Below are 15,991 nucleotides of genomic sequence, written 5' to 3'. Positions count from 1 at the left end.
TCTATTCTCCACTTAGCTTCAAAGACTTATTAAAAAAGACAAGAACCTCTTTTCCAGAGTTCACATAGGAGATCGTTAAATTCTTCTCTCCTGATTCGATAATCTTGTTCTTGGCATTTGTTGCGATACTGCTTAAACCGTCCATGATCTTATTCTTAGTCGTATTTTGGTTAAATGTGCCAAAGGGAGAACTCACTCCACCTTTGGCCACATCAAACGTAGCTCCTAGAAATGACGCGAACGAAGACGTAAGAAAGGTTTTCTCTTCACCTGAGTAGTAGTAATCAGCAATGATTCCCTCAGCACCGTCTAAATCCCAAATATCCACATCAACGTCATGTTCTTCACCATCCATAACCAAGAGATCACATTGACTTGGAACACGTTTTTCAAAGCTAAAGCCAAGACAGCGAAGCTCAGCACCATTAAGATCAGAAGTTTGGCTATTAATTCTCACGATAAATTTAGAAGGCTTAACATTCATCGCCAGAACTGAATTTAGAAGGATTCCACGAACCCGAGTAAGAGCCGTGATTTTCTCTTCTTTCCTTCTGACGATGACTCGTTTCTCAGACTTCTTTAAAAGCTCCAAGATAGCCTGATCTTTTTCAAGTAAGCTCTTAGTATGTTCATCAAGCTCGCTCTTTTTATTCTTCCTAACAGTCCTTTTTTGAACCTTCTTAGGAGCTGGCTTCTTATACTGATAACGATTTGAAGCAGGGATCTCACTAAATCCCGCTTGAGCGTTTGAATGTAGAAAGATTAAAATAACAAGCCACTTCATAGAGCACGCCCTTGGTAGTAGATCATCTTTCCATCTAGGTAGATTGGAGGCCCTTTAGATAAGTAGCTCTTTGTCTTAATTGTTTGTTCACCTACCTTAACTGGCCTTTTAGATTTATTTACAAAGAATAAAGACTTAGGGCACTCAAAGAGCTGATACTCTTTTGTTTCTTTTAAGAGAGTAAAGTAAGCGCATCTCTCCGCCTTGCGAATCTCAACGTCTTTGTTTGAGAACTTCTCGCTGTATTTCAGATTGAAATGATATTTTTCCTCTTTGAGAAAGGTTATGAAGTTTCGGCTAAAGCCTTTCTGCTTCGGCTCATAAACAAGACTTTTTCCTTTATTTAGCTCATAAATCTTAAAGTCTCCCTCTTGGCCTCCTACATAATCCTGAACTTTATTTGGAAAGTTCACGCTTGTAAGGTGCGACATAGAAAGAAAGATCGTAAAAATATGTCCTGTAATGATGTAATAAATCATAGCGAGTCCTCCCACTGATAACGAGAGGCCAGTCTTTGCTCTTTTACATCTGCAATCTTATAGAAATGAGGAAAGCTTGCATTCTTCTCCAAAGCGACTCGAAAACTCCGATGTCCTTTGCTGTCTTTGGCGACAACATCACAGCGAAACCCACTTAATTGCTTTATGAGTCCAATTTCTTCAATCTCAAACGTATGCTCTTTAACGTCCTTTAAAACAGACTTGTTAAATAGCTTCTCCGTTGGATTGTTTTCAAATAGCTCTTTCATGCCCATGTAACACGCTTCCATTGCACTAAACCTCTTATTGTCTTCTTTGTGGTTGATTAATATTCCTGTTCCTAGAATGAGGACGTGAGTTAGTGCGCTTACTAGAGCGATATATATTAGAGGTCTTTTGATGTGGTCGATGGACTTTGCCATGCTTTTGTACTGTTCCATTACTTACACTCCTTTTATTACTTTGCTGATTAGTTGCTTGTGTTGGGCTAATTTGGTGAACTTGCTTAGACTTATAAGCAGGGTTCTTTCTTGTAGGAGCTGAGATAAAATCAATTCCCGATGATCTATTTGAGTTTTTAAGAGTCACATAATCCGAATCATTCACATGAGGTGGGATATGACCTTTAATAGGAGAATGGCCAAGACCTGTAGGCTTAACTCGCTCTGCTTGTTTTGGTGCTGGACGAGAACTACCTCCACTTGATGTAAATTTATTCATGCCTGCAACCTTTGCATTTTTGGCAAATTGATAGCCACCTTTGGCCATTCCTTTAGCAAACGTTGCCTTAGGCCCTAGAGGGCCACCAATTGCCATCATTGCTGCATTATTGACGGTGTTCTTTGGTAGATTCATTACGTAATTAGCCCCGATACTGGCGATAATTCCACCGGCCTGAGAGATACCGCTTCCATTTAAAATCATGGCCCCAATAAGAGGAGTAAAAGCGATAAATAAAGTCAGGATAAAAAGAAGGGCCGTGCCCATGATTGAGCCACCAATGATCTGCCCTGAGACATAACCATTATTAATCTCAGTTCCAATCATTGAGATAATAAAGACGAGGACGTGAGGGATTATTAGGCACCATAAATAGCTTAGAATTGCCCCTCTAAGGACATTTCCCATAGATGGGAATAGGTAGATCAGGCATGGAATCCCAATGAGCCCATATCCAAGATAATAAACGAGAGAGTACACGACTTTTAGGATCAGAAAACAAAGCTTTGTGATGAAATAAATCGTAATTGTGAAACCGTCATTCACGAATGAATCAAAGAGGTGGTACTTCAAAAATGCCAACGCACCAGTAAATGCGTTTCGCTCTTTGAAGAAGTCTTTCTCTTTATCCTCTGTAATATTATCCCAATGCTTAAAACCATCGAAGAAATCCATTAAGAGAATATTTCCTTGTTTCTGCTCTCTTAAAACTTGATCTGCTGTATCCATTGATGATGCTATCGAGTTTTCATAAACACTTGTAACCGTCGTTAAGATCAGAATTGAAATAAAAGCTCTCTTTACTAACGTAAATGGTTCTAAGCGATCAAAGTATTCAATGATTACCGCTAGGATAAAGACACTTGGAAGAAGGCTTAGAAAGAAAAGCCTATATTCTTCAATAAGTGTGCTTAAGTTGAAGCTTTGAACTAAAAGAAGGTCACGCATGATGCTTGTCATAACTTGCTACCTTTTATTAGAGCTTCATTCTCATTCTCTTTTTTGCCATCAACTCCAATCCAGTTTTTATAAAACTCTTCACGACGAAGTTTCTCGACGGTCTGACTCTTCTTAAGTCCAAGATCAACTTTTTGGTATTCAAGGTTGTCTCGTCTAATTTTGGAAAGAATCTTTCCATTGAGGGCCGTATTCATGGCCGTATTTTGTGTATGCTTACTAATTGAGCCTTCACTTGCACTCACTAGCTCTTGGTTATGGGCCTCTCGCTCATCGGCCATCGAATTTACAACTTTTTCCCAATAGCGATCAGTAAAGTCTTGAGCTTCTAAAACGTCTTTTGCCATAAAGTCGATATTGCTCTTTAAGCCTTGGAGATTCATTTTGAGCCTAAGCATCACTTGGTTGAGCTCTTGAAGGTTCTTAGGTTTCATCTTATTAGCTTCTGCTATATCGACAACGTGTTGCTCGATCCGACGAGCAATAAAATAACGTCTCATTGCAATGAAGTTATATTTATCTATCTGATCACTTGTTTTCTTAGCGACCTCTAGAATTTTAAGAGTATTTGAAACGGTTGACGCCGTATTAGAGACAAGCATCACAAGTGCCGCTGTATCGCTATCTGGCATAAAGAACGTGCTTGCGTTTATTCTCATGCTAAATATCAAAGTAAATGACATTATTATTTTGAAAATCTTCATGTCGTAACCTCACATAGGCCTCAATGGCCTCTTTACTTGAATCAAAGAACTCTTCAAACTTAGATAGAAAGCTTTCAAGCTTTTTGTCTTTGCCTGCTTCTGTATGAAATAGCTCCAACTCCAATGGAGTTAAGTAGTTTCTAATAATCTTTCTAAAACGATTGTCAGTGGATTTCAGGTAGCACTCTGAAAAGACTCCCTTTTGAAATTCTAGGGAGCCAATATTTTCAACATCAAAGGAAGTGATGTCGTGCCTTTCTTCTATCTCTTGAGGGAAGAAGACTTTAAAGTAACAGTTATTTGTAATTGAGTTTGCGAGGTCATCTCCAAGATTAGAGAAGTCTTTTAGAGACTGGGAAATCGCGATAGGAAAAGCACCTGTCTTTCTAAATGTTCTGAAGCACTCATCAATATATGAGCTGTGATCTCCAAGAAAACTCCAACATTCATCGAAGACGAGAATCTTTTCTTTTTCTGGAATATTTTTAAAGTATTCCAAGATAAAGATGATAATTGGTGCAATGACGCTCTTTGGGTAGTTTTCTACGTCAACATATAGAATACTCTTAGTATCTATATGGTCATCACAAATATAGTCCTTAAAGTCCTCAAAATAGAGATCAATTTCAGGAAAATCTTTTTTTAGGTTTTCAATAAGTCCGAAAAAGGATTCGCTTTTAGTTAGGGCCTCTTTAATGGCCCTTAAAAGCTTTCCTTTTTCTAGTTTTCCAAACCTTTCAGTATCGACAACAGAGAGGATTATTTCTCGTAGATACATCGGGTCTTTAAATTGGAAAGGATTAAATTTATGCTCTAAATTGCTTCCTCCGTAATACTTTGTGAGCTTACGAAATGAGCCTCCTTTATCTAGGATTACAGTTGGGTGATCCTCAATAAGGTGATGGACAATCTTATTTACGAAAACAGACTTACCACCGCCACTTATGCCCGTAACAAGCATATTTCTGTTCTTAATCGCATCAGTAAATGGATCGAAGCAGATAGCTCGTCCAGAGTTATCATGAAGCTCCATTCCTTCATCCATAAGAAAGCTTCTCTCTACAGGTAAGAGGTAGCGAAGATGACTTGTCTTGTTAGGGAGCGTCCTAAGCCCTAATTGAGGCTTAACTCCAGGAATAAGCTCATTAAAGATTGAAGTAAGTCCAGACTTGAAGTTTCTTAGAGATTGTCCTTCTGCAAAGACTTTAATACCACGAGATAGCATTTCACTTACAAACGCCTCACTCATAGAATTTAGCTCTTCTACTGAATTAGAGCGTAGTAGAAAGAACATCTCCATTTCAAACATGGATTCACTTCCATGAATAAGATCATGCATTAGCTCTTCTGCTTGAGAATAAGCACCTTCACTTGAAATATCTCTTTTAGATTTAAGAAAGCTTGAAAGGTGTCCCATCCTAATTCGCTCAAGTTTACTTATCGACTTATCTTTTGCCTTCTTTTTAAAGCTTAAGACGTAATCAACGTCTTGAGGGATTAGGTGCTCATGGGCCTCATCATCTGAAAATTCACTTACCGAAAAGACTCTTAGGTATTTTCCGTTGAAGCTTAGATAATCATCATAGATTCCAACCTCAGAGAAAATCTGATTTGTTTGAAAGAAACACTCTAAAGGCTTATCTTGCTCTTTAAAGTCTATTCCTGAAAAGCTTGGAAGTTGAGTTCCATTAGTTTCTAAGAAAGAACAATCACTAATCTTGTAGAACTTGAAATAGCTATCAAGATTTAAATGATTAAGCCCTCGGGCCAAAGATTCAAAGAATCCAGCTCGTTCAATGTCATCCATTTGGGAAGTATCTGATGGTAACATAGAGTAAAACCACGATACGTCACCATGAATTGAGGTAAGTCTATTGCCCTGAACTTCCAATACAGGAAAAGTCGATTTACTCATGACGACCTCCAAGCCTAAATTGCCAAGTAAGCTTCTTCTCATCGTTTAAATGAGAAAAGAATCCTTGCTTTAGCCTTTTGCTTACAAACTTTAGGCACACCAAGATCAATGCAATTGTAGCGAGGGAAAAAAGACCTGAAACTTTCATCCATGAAAGGATCAGGTAACTTGAACCAACTACGAGAAGATCAATTCTTGTAAGGCTTGCGAGCATGGTAGCCTTCTGGTTTAGCAATGTGGGAAATTGATTTCTACTCATCTGAGACTCCTAGCTAAAGCTCTGAATTAGGTTTCTAATCAGCTCTAACCCTGAGCCAGCAAAGATTGATAAAATCGCCACATTTGCCGCTTTCTTTTGGTATTCGTCCTGCTTAAAAAATGAGAGCGTGACGAACATAATAAAAGAAGCACCGGCCACCGCCCCCGCAAGGGGGATGAGATAGGTGGAGGTAATGGTTTCGAAACCATTTTTGAGCTTGCTGAACGCAAAAGTATGGGGAGAATAGATCAAACTCGTTATTGCCATTGTCCACGTCAATGGACAGGCAATATCAATTCGATTCTGGTTCTTATTAGTTAAACTCTTCATATTTTCCTCTTAGTTGTAAAAGTTTGAGACTTTAGAAATGATGTCCACAACAACGCCGTTGAAGTATTTCTTCTTTTCACCACGTGTTGGAATAAATTGTTTTGGAGGTACTTTTACGCCCCAGCGAACTCGGTGTTGCCACTTATCAAAGCCCCAACTTGTTACGGCCAAGGGAACATTTCTTTCAACAGCTTGATTTAGACAGATAAGCCCTGCGTGGTAATACTTATCAATATTGTGTCCACCAACTTCTTTGATCTCTAGGCCTTCGCCTGCAAGTCCTGAGCTTAGTGGTTTAATTTTTATAAAGGCCGTGTTCTCTTGACCTGACTCAATAAGATCGAGCTTATGAAGATTTGAAATTTCAAGGTGTAGGTATTGGCCACGGTTATCGGCCTCTAGCGATAAAGATAAGATGTTTTCTTTAATAAGCTCATCAATATTTAGCTGAGTATTGTTAATAAAAAGATCAAATGAAGGTAGAACTTCTGAAAAATGGCTCGCAACCCAAGGTGTTTCTTTGTTTTCAAAGCGATTGTTTGAAAACTTAGCCCAAACATTCCAATTTGCACCAGTGCAATTTCCGCGACAATTTGGTGCAAATGCAAATTGCTCATTTGTAGTCAGTAGCTTTACGCCTTTTATAGAATTTAAATACAGAGACAAGGCAATCTGTGAGTTCTTAGTGATATTTCCCAAAGGAAGAGTCTTGTCCTTGCTTCCACTATAAACTTTCTCTCTAAAGGCCGGAATGATCTCTGATTTTCTCTTAGAGAGCTGACTACCTGTAATGTATGAGAGTGTAATAGAGTCCTTATTTGTGAACTTGTGCTTTAGGTAGTGTTGTTTCAATGGGTTGGTCATTACAAACCATTGACCGCTTTTATCTTCAGCTTTTAATTCATGCAGATACTTAAAGCTTGGTAGATTATTTGAAAATTGCTCAAGCCTAGTAAGTTTGTCTTCTTGAATCTCAAATTTCTCAGAATACAGGTGTGACAGAACATTAATGAGAGAATCCCCATCTTTAGAAACTGCGACATAGTTAAGATCGTTCTCAAATGGACTTGTCTTATAGACTGGTACAGCTTTGGCCTTAACAGACGCTAAAAGCTCTCGATAGGTCATTTCTAGGTCTGGTATATAGAAATCCTTAACTTCTGAGATAATGAACTCGCCATGTCTCATATAAGTGTCATCAAGAAGCTCTTTAGGAGGATTGGTGATCGTAATTATAAAATCTTCACGCACACCGCTTTGAAAGGTCTGCTCAATCTTTTGGGTGTGAAGCTGGATATATGTTTCTTTTGAATAGCTGTAGTAGTAGAAATTTAACTCAAGGCCTTCGATAGAGTTAAAATAAGGTGACTCCACAAGCTTGAGGGTGTTTTCAAGTGTGATCTGAGACTCAGTAAGCTTTTTCTTTTTAAAGTCCTCGTACTCAGCACGCTTAGAAAAATAGAACTTTTCGTCAATTTCAGGATATTTCACCCATGAGTAATCCTCTTGACGAATATTTCCCCAAGTTACACCAGAGAAACGTCCAAGCTTAGCTGCATTGTTGATGCTATTTTCTTTTAGGAAAAGCTCACCAACACGATATTTAAAGTCTGGATCATCTTTGGCCGTACGAGTATCAATTTCAAAGATCGTTTGATCCTCATATATTTGCTTAATATTATAGTTTTGAAGAAAGTTAACCTTAACTTTGGGAATGTCTGCGACATAAGGACTTCTTCCTTTATTGATTTCTTCTTGATCGTTTACAAGATCGCCGTCAGAGTCTTGGTTTGACCTCTGGGCATTAAGCGTATCAATGCTACGCTGTTCCTTGCTTCCTTCTTCATCGGAAGAGTTAAAGCCACAACTCGCGAGTAGAGTGAGACACATAATTAGTAGGTATTTCATATTCAATCTCCTTTTTTGGACGCAGGAATCCCTTAAAGCGTTTTTGCTTTTTTCTTCAGGAAAGCCTTTGTTGGTTATTTTCTAGTTTCTATATTTCTCGATCTAAAAACTGCTTGATACTGGTGAACTGTCTTTGAGTTTCCATTAGGGCAAATTCAACGTGTTCTTGTTTCAGAGTATCGAATATTACTTTTGCTATTTTTATCGCAACGACATTGATCTCGTATAAAGAAGTATTCCCTCGCTCAAATAAGTCAAAAATAAGATTAGTAGCTTCTTCTTTGATGTTCTCTGTAATGATCTGGTCTACAGATTTGAAACCGTTCTGCGAAGCCATAATTATAGAGTGCTCTATAGATGAAAAATCATCTCCAGCGACACTATAGAACTGACAAGAGTGAAAGATATCTTGAAGCTTGTGTTGTAGAACTAATAGTTCAATGTCTTTTCTTATCATTTCTGCACAGACATTTTTTAATTCTTTCTCTTTCTTTAAATCGGGATTGGAAAGTGGTGGAATAAATCCATTTCTAACAATTTCCAAAGGCATGACATTTTCCATAGTTTTTTCTCCTTCATTTATTACATGGAAAGATACAAACATCTTGTCTTGGAAATCATTAAAAGATATAACAAGGACAAGAGTTTAATAGCTCTTTAGAGGTCAGATTACTCAGCTTGCCGGCAGGATGATCTGGCCTCTTGTTCAATAAAAAATGTCTTACCAATTTAATTTTTAAAATTACAAGTTCAATTTATAATTTAGAGAAGAAAGATTACAAGTTTGCGAAGACTCGGGCTTTGAATTGCCTAATGTTTGCAAATTTACGAATCCATTTTATAATTTATGGTATTACTAGTTTAAATAATAATGGGGTATTTAATGAAAATAATCTTTTTCGTAACTATAATTATGTTATTTGCTTCTTGCTCTACACAGCTTACTAAGAGTGGAAAGAACGTTCGCCTAGTGACTGAAAATCAAAAAGAAAAATACTGTAAAACTCTAGATATTGTTACTGCTTCAAATGAACTTGGCTGGGATGCCGCTCATCATAGTCAAAACGCAATGAATGAAGCTAGAAATAGAGTCGCAGAACTTGGTGGAAATGGAATGAAAATCATTTCAAGTAATAACTCACAAGGGTACGGTGGATCATCGCAAGCCATTGTTCAAGTTGAAGCTTTAGCTTGTAACTTTGTGAAGAATTGATGACGATAGCGACATCATTCGCAAATTTGCAAAGAAGTCACTTGTAAGCTGTTAAAAATTCAAACTCCTTTGGCAATACACTTCGCAAATTAGTGAACTTTTTTCACGCCTAAATTTTTTTTTCTTAACAGTCGGTTTTCTGGCCGATAACACAATGCCAAACATACCTTGAGAGGCCTTTATGATTTCTATTCATGATGCGGAGGCAACGGTAGTAGGAAAAGTTGAAAAGCTATGTAGGCCAATTAACTATGAAGTCTTAGGAAGTGAAATTTTAAATCTTCTCGATGACTACCTTGCAAAACACTCCAACATTACCATTAATGGTTTTGCTGAGAAGAATGGCATCTCGCCAAGTTCTCTCTATTATCTGAAAAAATCTGATAGAAGAAGCAAGATTAAAGCTGACTTAGTGCTTAAAGTTGCCTGTGGAGTAAGTGGTTCTAAGAATCCAGCCTCAGTTATTCAAGAAGCGAAGGGCGAAGTAGGAGCACTTCTAAAGTCCGCTTATCAGTCTCTATTAATGCCAAACAAGCTCTCTACTGAGCCTGAACTGGATAAATACCTAACAAATAAAAATGCAATGATCATTGCTTTATTGGCCCACAATAAGTCAGGTACAACTCGAAGAGAAATCAAAGAGCTGCTGGATGGTTTTGCAATACAAGAACTAGAGAAAATGCTATCGGCTGAAGTTCTTAAAGAAGAAAATGGGAAAATTACTGGCCATGTAGAAAGTCTTTACTTAGATGCAGAGCAAACGAAATCAGCTGTTGCATATTTATCTCATTTTGCTAAAACGTCTGAAATCGAAAAAGGCCAAAACGATATTAAAGTTTTCTGGGGTTCATTAACACCAGAAGGGATTAAAAAGAGAAAAGAAGTGACTCAAAAGTACATTGCAGAGCTTAGAGAGATTTACAACACACACGAAACAGAGGATGGAATACCAGATTTTACGACAATTCTTGCTGATACCATCACTGCGCCAGAATTAGGAGAATTACAATGAAACCTCTATTTCCAGTATTAATGCTTTTAAGTCTTAGCAGTTTTGCAAATACTCCTCTAACTTTCAAAGAAGCTAACGTGGCCCTTAGTTATAATGAACTAGAAAGTGAAGTCTTTTACAACGTGGAAGATGTGAAGCTAAAAGACGTTAAATATATCCGTTCATTTGACAACAGGTTATATGTCCCCTCATCTAAGGTGTCCGAAGCTCTTAAGATAAAGGATTTACCTATCTCGGGTGAGATTGATACGGTTATTCTCAAGTCTCTAAATGGTGTCGATGGTGGAGGAAGGATTAAGTTTCCTATTGAGCAAATGGAGCAACTAGAGCAGTCTATGCATAATTTTCGCATGACTCTTGGTGGAGAAGGTGGAACCTAGGTTTACACCTTATATATATGTAACCAGCTTATTAAATATTTTCAATAAGCTGGTTAAACATCAAAAAGTTAGATCCTTGAAATAATTATTTTTGCATGCAAGAAAAATAATCCTTATAAATCAAGCCTTTACAATATCCGCTACTGGCAACCTTTTTGCTTCTAACCTCAACAGGAGGTTTAAATGCTAAAAAGTTATTACTTATTTGAAACAGATTCACATGCTTGGCTAAAGGTTCCCACCAAGGACATTAATCAACTTAATCTTTTAAAAAAGATTTCAAATTGCTCATTTAGACATAATACCTCTGTATTTCTCGAAGAAGACTTGGACCTTCCTCTATTTTTCAAAACTGCAAAAAGTTTTGGTTGGAAAGTCCAAATAACTGATGAGATTCACATTAAGGATGTATCTATTTTGAGAGAACTACCTTAGAGATATCATCATAATCCTTTGCTACCATAAATTCTGCATCCGAATCTATTGCCTCAAAGTGCTTTTCTCCGCAAAGGATCTTAGCCTTTTCAGATGGTCGAAGCTCGTCTAATACGTTAGTACCTTTACTCTCAACAACGAAGTATAACTTTGACTCATCATTCTTTTCAATTAAAACAGCCCAGTCAGGATTATATCCCCCTAGAGGAGTGTCTATCTTGAACTTATGAGGAAGTTTTGCGTACACCTTAACCTCATCATTACTCTCAAATTGCTCTACAAATTTCTTTTCAATATCTGAGTCGTAAACAACGTAGTTATAAATCGATCGCTGGCTCTTTACTAAGTTCTTCTCAAGGTATCCAGTAAGCTCTTTTGACTCAAAGACTTCCTGAAAATAGTACTCAGCACCTTCAATCTTATGGTACTTAATTCCATTTACAATAAAATGCCTCATCCGCCCCTTTATGATCTTCTGGACTTCATCAATAAACCTTTGTGGATTTTTTCTAAAATCATCAAGACGCTCTGACTTAACAAGAATATCCACTATAGTTTTTCTAGTTAAGTTGGTTTCATTTTGTAAATAGCTAACAATGTCTGGGAGAAAGAAGCTCTTATCCTCTATAACGTACTTTTGCTCTCGTTTATCGATGGCTTCCACACCCCCTTTCCCAACGTCCACCTTCACCTTAACAACTTCTGCAAAGGTTCTTGGAACCACAAGAGTGTTTTTAATTTCGTTCGCACAATGAGTAATAAGCTCCTGGGGGTCAAAGTCTAGCCTATATCTAGTCTTATATTTTATCTTATCCCACAACTGCTTAAAATCATCCTGAATCTCTGCCCGCTTATTTAACTCTACAGCTGTTCTGGCTTCAGCGTTTTTAACACTTAAACCTTTGGTTATTTTTTTCAAGACTGATTCTATTTGAGACTTTTGTTGCTTAAATTCTTCTGGCACCTCAAGTTTATCATCTTTCAAGTCCAGCTTTAGCTTGTCTTGCGCCCGACCTTTTTCGTTTATATATTCCTTTTCTTTCAAAAAATTCCAAATTTTTTGAGAATTTTCTGCACCGACATATACTTCCTTGCCTACAGAGTCTTTCATTTTGATATTTGAAAAGACATGAGTCTCAACTAATCCAAACTTAATTCCAGAATCTTCCTCTATTTCCTTTTGAAGTTTAAAAACAAATTCTTCATAAGATTCATTGGCTACGACAGTGAGAGTATTTGTTTCAAACCCATACTCCCTTTCACCTTCTTGGTTTACAGCCAGACGTAACCCTCGCCCAATCTCCTGTCTTTTTTTCATAACTGAACTTGTTTCATTTAGTGTACAAATTTGAAAAACGTTTGGATTATCCCAGCCTTCCCTTAAGGCTGAGTGCGAGAAGATAAACTTCAGCTTTGACTCAAAGCTCAACAACTTCTCTTTTTCTTTCATAATTAAGTTGTATGCATCTTCGTCCGCCTGAGTGTTCCCCTTTGTATCTTTAACTCTATTTTTTTTATCAGTTGCAAAATAACCATCATGAAGCTCTGAAACGCTTACCTCTTTAGGATTGAACAAACTTTTGAATCGAGGTTTCTTAGCAAATGCTTTAAATTCCTCCTCAAAAATAATTGAAAATTTACCAGGTAAAACATTTCCATCCTTATCGTATGATCTATAGTTCGCAACTTTATCTATAAAGAACAAGCTTAAGATCTTAATCCCCTTCGACTTCAGCCTTAATTCTTTTTCAAGATGCTCCTCTATTGTTTTTCGTATTTGAAGTCTCTGAAATTCTGTTTTATCAACCTCTCCCACAGGTTTACCGATCTCTAGAATGTCTTCTTTGGTTGTAAATGAAACATACTCCTTGCTTTCGACGCCATGAATATGATCAACTATATAACCTTCATAAATATCACGCCCACCAGAAAGCTCGTACAGGTCATTAACCTTTCCATCCTTGACAGTGACTGCCTTGCGCTTAATATCACCAGACTTTTCCCTCTTATCTATCTCGATCTTTGCTATAATAGGAGTTTTTTTATAGTCAACTTTTTTTAAACACATATAGGGTCTATTATTACCATCATCGATTTTTACCGATGCAACCTCGATTTGTTTCACGAGCTGCTTCTCATAAGCATCTACAGCATCTAACTTGTATACTAAGTTATATACCTCTTTATGTGTTGCCGAAAAACGCATCGTAAATAGAGGGTTAAGTGATTCAATAGCATCTTTTGACTTCTCCGTTGCATCAACGCTTTGAGGTTCATCAATAATTAGAATTGGACTAGTCGCTTGAACTAGCTCCTTTGGTTTGGCACCAGATAACTCCTCTCTACTTCGATGAAAGATATTTGCCTTGTCTTCTTTTTCTGGATCAGTGAAGCTTTTTCTGAAAGCATCGATATTTATAATCATGACCTGTATACTGTCATCAGTAGCAAAGCTTCTAACTTGATTTAATTTTTGTGAATCATAAACAAAAAAATCACAAGATGTATTATCGTATAAATTTCTAAAATGATCAGAAGTAATTTCTAATGATTTATACACCCCTTCCTTAATAGCTATGGATGGTACGACTATTATAAACTTCGTAAAGCCGTAGCATTTATTAAGTTCGAAAATGGTTCTTAGATATACATAAGTCTTCCCAGTACCTGTCTCCATTTCAACACTAAAGTTCATCGACTTAATGTCGTTAACATCTTTAGCTTGTGGCAAACCATTTTCTAACTGAACCTTTCGAACATTTTCCAATATTTCTGTGTCAACCAAGCTTAGCCGGTTACCTACCCCGATATCATTATAGTTTTTACCCAGCTCCATCTGCCCCCCCACGGAGGGAACAGAAAAGTTGGCCCGACACAACTCCTGTCCTTCAAAAATTTTAACAAGCGATTCAACTGCTTCTATCTGATAATCAAGCCTGGGATTGAATTTAATTTTCATAGTACGTTCCTAAACACTTTTTACGTCTTCGATACCAAACTGCTTCAAAGCCTGAATGGCATTTACCTTAACAGAGTCATCACTGAAGCCATTATCCCTAAACACTACTCGAACAGAGCTTGGCTTGAGTTCTTCTTTCAACTGCCCAATCTTCTCGACGTCATCAATACTCAGATTTTCCTCAAGGCAAATCAAAAGTGCCCCAAAACCAACTGAGAATATTTTTTTTGAATTAACCTCACGTATTTCTACTGGCACACTTAATTCAAGCCCGCTTTTCAACAGAATCTCATAGAGGATATCGTCCTCAGTCCGCCCATCCCTCAGGTTTTCAACGGAATCAAAAAGGCTAGCCTCAAGATTCTCAACATCCGGACTCCACGACTTTATATTACTTGACCCCAAAGAGAAGACTTTAAACCCATCCTGTGATTCAATTTTCTTCAGCACTCTTCTAATTCTCTCTTTTCCAATGTCCGCTATTGTCTTGTATCCCAACTTGAATTCATTACTATTTTCAGGGAGTAGCTCTGGTAACTGGATACAAACGAATTGACACTGACTACCAGCTTCCTTGTTATACTGTAAAACAGCATCGGCAGTCGAGCATGACCCAGCAAAAAAGTCTAAAACAATGTCATTACCCTTCACTCCAACGATCTTCATTAAATATTTTATAAGCATCGTCGGCTTGGCAAAATCAAATGGAATATCCAGCTCTTTTAACTCAGCCGAACTGTGTCTATTTTCAAATTTCTCAAAGATATTCACAGGTACTTTTCCTTCATCCATCCTGTCTTTGAGCCAAATTTTAGTATATATATTCCACTTTGCTTGATTTCCATCCTGATCAATCAAGGAAGATTTGTTAGTCTTTTTAAACTCAACATTATCATTTTCTAACTCCTCCTTAAATCTTCCATATGTCCACCTCCACATTCCATCACCATCCACTGGAGTCACTTGCTCACCCATCGCAACCTCTTGGGGAATCGTTTCACCTGGAGGCAGCACATGTGATCCATCCGGGCACTTAATAAAGTATCGCTGGTTTGCTCTTTTATCTAGATACCCTTGATACAGCCCCATTATTCTGTAGTTCTCGCCTTTACGAGGTCCTTCTTGCTGAACCTGAGTATATACTTTGTTAATAAGCTCTTCTGAAATCTCATCCCTAAAGCCGTTGACCTCATTTATGTCTTTAGCATACACAAGTATGTAATCAACATTTGGCGAGAAATAAGTTCCTTTATTTCCCCCAGTTTTCATAACTCTACTACAAACTCCAATTCTATTAACTGGGCCAAAAAGTTCGTCACAGACCTTAATCAAATTTCCAAGTTCTGCCTCGCCTATAGAAATAAAAGCTACGCCATCTTTTCGAAGAAGATTTCGAGATAGTCTAATTCTTGGATACATCATATTTAACCAGTTGGTGTGAAAGCGACCATCCATCTCAGTATTTGTTGAAGTTTTGAACCCTTCATCTCCTATCTGCCCTGTAAATTTCAGGTATGTATCTAAATTATCCTTGAATTTGTCAGGATATATAAACTCGCTTCCTGTATTATATGGAGGGTCAATATAAATCATCTTAACCTTGCCATGATATGATTTCTGCAGGAGCTTTAATGCCTCCAGATTATCTCCCTCAATAAACAAATTGTTAGAGTTAGACCAGTTTACGGACTGTTCCTCATGAGGAAGTAGAGTACCACTTGTTTGTTCCATAGAAATCTGCCTAGAGTTTGCTTTCCCATGCCATGTCAGCTGATATCTTTCATTATCAGTTGAAACATTATCTCCAAGAGCTTCTTTTAAAAGCTCGAAGTCAATTTTGTCTCCATCAAAGGCATAAGGGATCAGTTTTTTAATCAAATTAATATTTTCAATATCTAGCCTCTTTGATTTTCCAGAAATTTTTTCCATATCTTCC

At 37.4% G+C, this 15,991-nt stretch carries 16 protein-coding genes; 4 read left to right on the top strand and 12 right to left on the bottom strand.

The window, feature by feature from the left end; translation table 11 throughout:
* Window position 1 precedes the first annotated feature (1 nt).
* The 10 genes from BALOs_RS03560 to BALOs_RS03515 form a co-directional block, all read right to left on the bottom strand.
* Window positions 2–784, bottom strand: a complete 783-nt coding sequence (locus BALOs_RS03560) for a TrbI/VirB10 family protein (protein WP_120404283.1) — start codon at window positions 782–784, stop codon at window positions 2–4.
* Window positions 781–1,263, bottom strand: a complete 483-nt coding sequence (locus BALOs_RS03555) for a hypothetical protein (RefSeq protein ID WP_120404282.1) — start codon at window positions 1,261–1,263, stop codon at window positions 781–783. Before BALOs_RS03555 ends, BALOs_RS03560 begins: the two co-directional genes overlap by 4 nt.
* Window positions 1,260–1,532: a hypothetical protein gene (locus tag BALOs_RS03550; RefSeq protein WP_162929516.1), complete on the bottom strand. Its 273-nt coding sequence runs from the start codon at window positions 1,530–1,532 to the stop codon at window positions 1,260–1,262. The genes BALOs_RS03555 and BALOs_RS03550 overlap by 4 nt, the downstream gene beginning before the upstream one ends.
* A 34-nt stretch (window positions 1,533–1,566) precedes the next feature.
* Window positions 1,567–2,943: an MFS transporter gene (locus tag BALOs_RS03545; protein WP_120404280.1), complete on the bottom strand. Its 1,377-nt coding sequence runs from the start codon at window positions 2,941–2,943 to the stop codon at window positions 1,567–1,569.
* On the bottom strand, window positions 2,940–3,599 hold the full coding sequence (locus BALOs_RS03540) for a hypothetical protein (protein WP_162929515.1): 660 nt from the start codon (window positions 3,597–3,599) through the stop codon (window positions 2,940–2,942). Before BALOs_RS03540 ends, BALOs_RS03545 begins: the two co-directional genes overlap by 4 nt.
* 1 nt (window position 3,600) lies before the next feature.
* The gene (locus BALOs_RS03535; RefSeq protein ID WP_120404278.1) at window positions 3,601–5,559 is read right to left on the bottom strand and encodes a VirB4 family type IV secretion system protein; all 1,959 of its coding nucleotides are present in this window, start codon (window positions 5,557–5,559) and stop codon (window positions 3,601–3,603) included.
* Window positions 5,552–5,818: a hypothetical protein gene (locus tag BALOs_RS03530; protein ID WP_120404277.1), complete on the bottom strand. Its 267-nt coding sequence runs from the start codon at window positions 5,816–5,818 to the stop codon at window positions 5,552–5,554. The genes BALOs_RS03535 and BALOs_RS03530 overlap by 8 nt, the downstream gene beginning before the upstream one ends.
* Before the next feature lie 9 nt (window positions 5,819–5,827).
* Window positions 5,828–6,148 carry a hypothetical protein gene (locus BALOs_RS03525; RefSeq protein WP_120404276.1) on the bottom strand — a complete coding sequence of 107 codons (321 nt, stop codon included), beginning with the start codon at window positions 6,146–6,148 and terminating at the stop codon, window positions 5,828–5,830.
* Between the two features lie 9 nt (window positions 6,149–6,157).
* A complete protein-coding gene (locus BALOs_RS03520; protein WP_120404275.1) occupies window positions 6,158–8,056 on the bottom strand; it encodes a hypothetical protein in 1,899 nt (632 codons plus the stop codon).
* Between the two features lie 88 nt (window positions 8,057–8,144).
* The gene (locus BALOs_RS03515) at window positions 8,145–8,618 is read right to left on the bottom strand and encodes a hypothetical protein (protein WP_120404274.1); all 474 of its coding nucleotides are present in this window, start codon (window positions 8,616–8,618) and stop codon (window positions 8,145–8,147) included.
* A gap of 321 nt (window positions 8,619–8,939) precedes the next feature.
* On the opposite strand from BALOs_RS03515, the gene BALOs_RS03510 reads away from it, so the two are divergent.
* The 4 genes from BALOs_RS03510 to BALOs_RS03495 all read left to right on the top strand — a co-directional run bounded on the left by BALOs_RS03510 (window position 8,940) and on the right by BALOs_RS03495 (window position 11,096).
* Window positions 8,940–9,269 carry a DUF4156 domain-containing protein gene (locus tag BALOs_RS03510; protein ID WP_162929514.1) on the top strand — a complete coding sequence of 110 codons (330 nt, stop codon included), beginning with the start codon at window positions 8,940–8,942 and terminating at the stop codon, window positions 9,267–9,269.
* 181 nt (window positions 9,270–9,450) lie between these two features.
* Window positions 9,451–10,281 carry a hypothetical protein gene (locus BALOs_RS03505; RefSeq protein ID WP_120404272.1) on the top strand — a complete coding sequence of 277 codons (831 nt, stop codon included), beginning with the start codon at window positions 9,451–9,453 and terminating at the stop codon, window positions 10,279–10,281.
* Window positions 10,278–10,661, top strand: a complete 384-nt coding sequence (locus BALOs_RS03500) for a hypothetical protein (RefSeq protein ID WP_120404271.1) — start codon at window positions 10,278–10,280, stop codon at window positions 10,659–10,661. The genes BALOs_RS03505 and BALOs_RS03500 overlap by 4 nt, the downstream gene beginning before the upstream one ends.
* Before the next feature lie 183 nt (window positions 10,662–10,844).
* Complete coding sequence (locus tag BALOs_RS03495; protein WP_120404270.1) at window positions 10,845–11,096, top strand: hypothetical protein; 252 nt, start codon at window positions 10,845–10,847, stop codon at window positions 11,094–11,096.
* Here BALOs_RS03495 and BALOs_RS03490 read toward each other — a convergent pair.
* Together BALOs_RS03490 and BALOs_RS03485 are read right to left on the bottom strand one after the other, a co-directional pair.
* The gene (locus BALOs_RS03490) at window positions 11,074–14,055 is read right to left on the bottom strand and encodes a type III restriction-modification system endonuclease (RefSeq protein ID WP_120404269.1); all 2,982 of its coding nucleotides are present in this window, start codon (window positions 14,053–14,055) and stop codon (window positions 11,074–11,076) included. The two genes, BALOs_RS03495 and BALOs_RS03490, sit on opposite strands and share 23 nt — an antisense overlap.
* 9 nt (window positions 14,056–14,064) lie before the next feature.
* Complete coding sequence (locus BALOs_RS03485) at window positions 14,065–15,984, bottom strand: site-specific DNA-methyltransferase (RefSeq protein ID WP_120404268.1); 1,920 nt, start codon at window positions 15,982–15,984, stop codon at window positions 14,065–14,067.
* Window positions 15,985–15,991: the final 7 nt, after the last annotated feature.

It is taken from the genome of Halobacteriovorax sp. BALOs_7, assembly GCF_003612895.1.
Classification (GTDB): domain Bacteria; phylum Bdellovibrionota; class Bacteriovoracia; order Bacteriovoracales; family Bacteriovoracaceae; genus Halobacteriovorax_A; species Halobacteriovorax_A vibrionivorans.
This window is presented reverse-complemented; position numbering and strand designations above follow the sequence as displayed.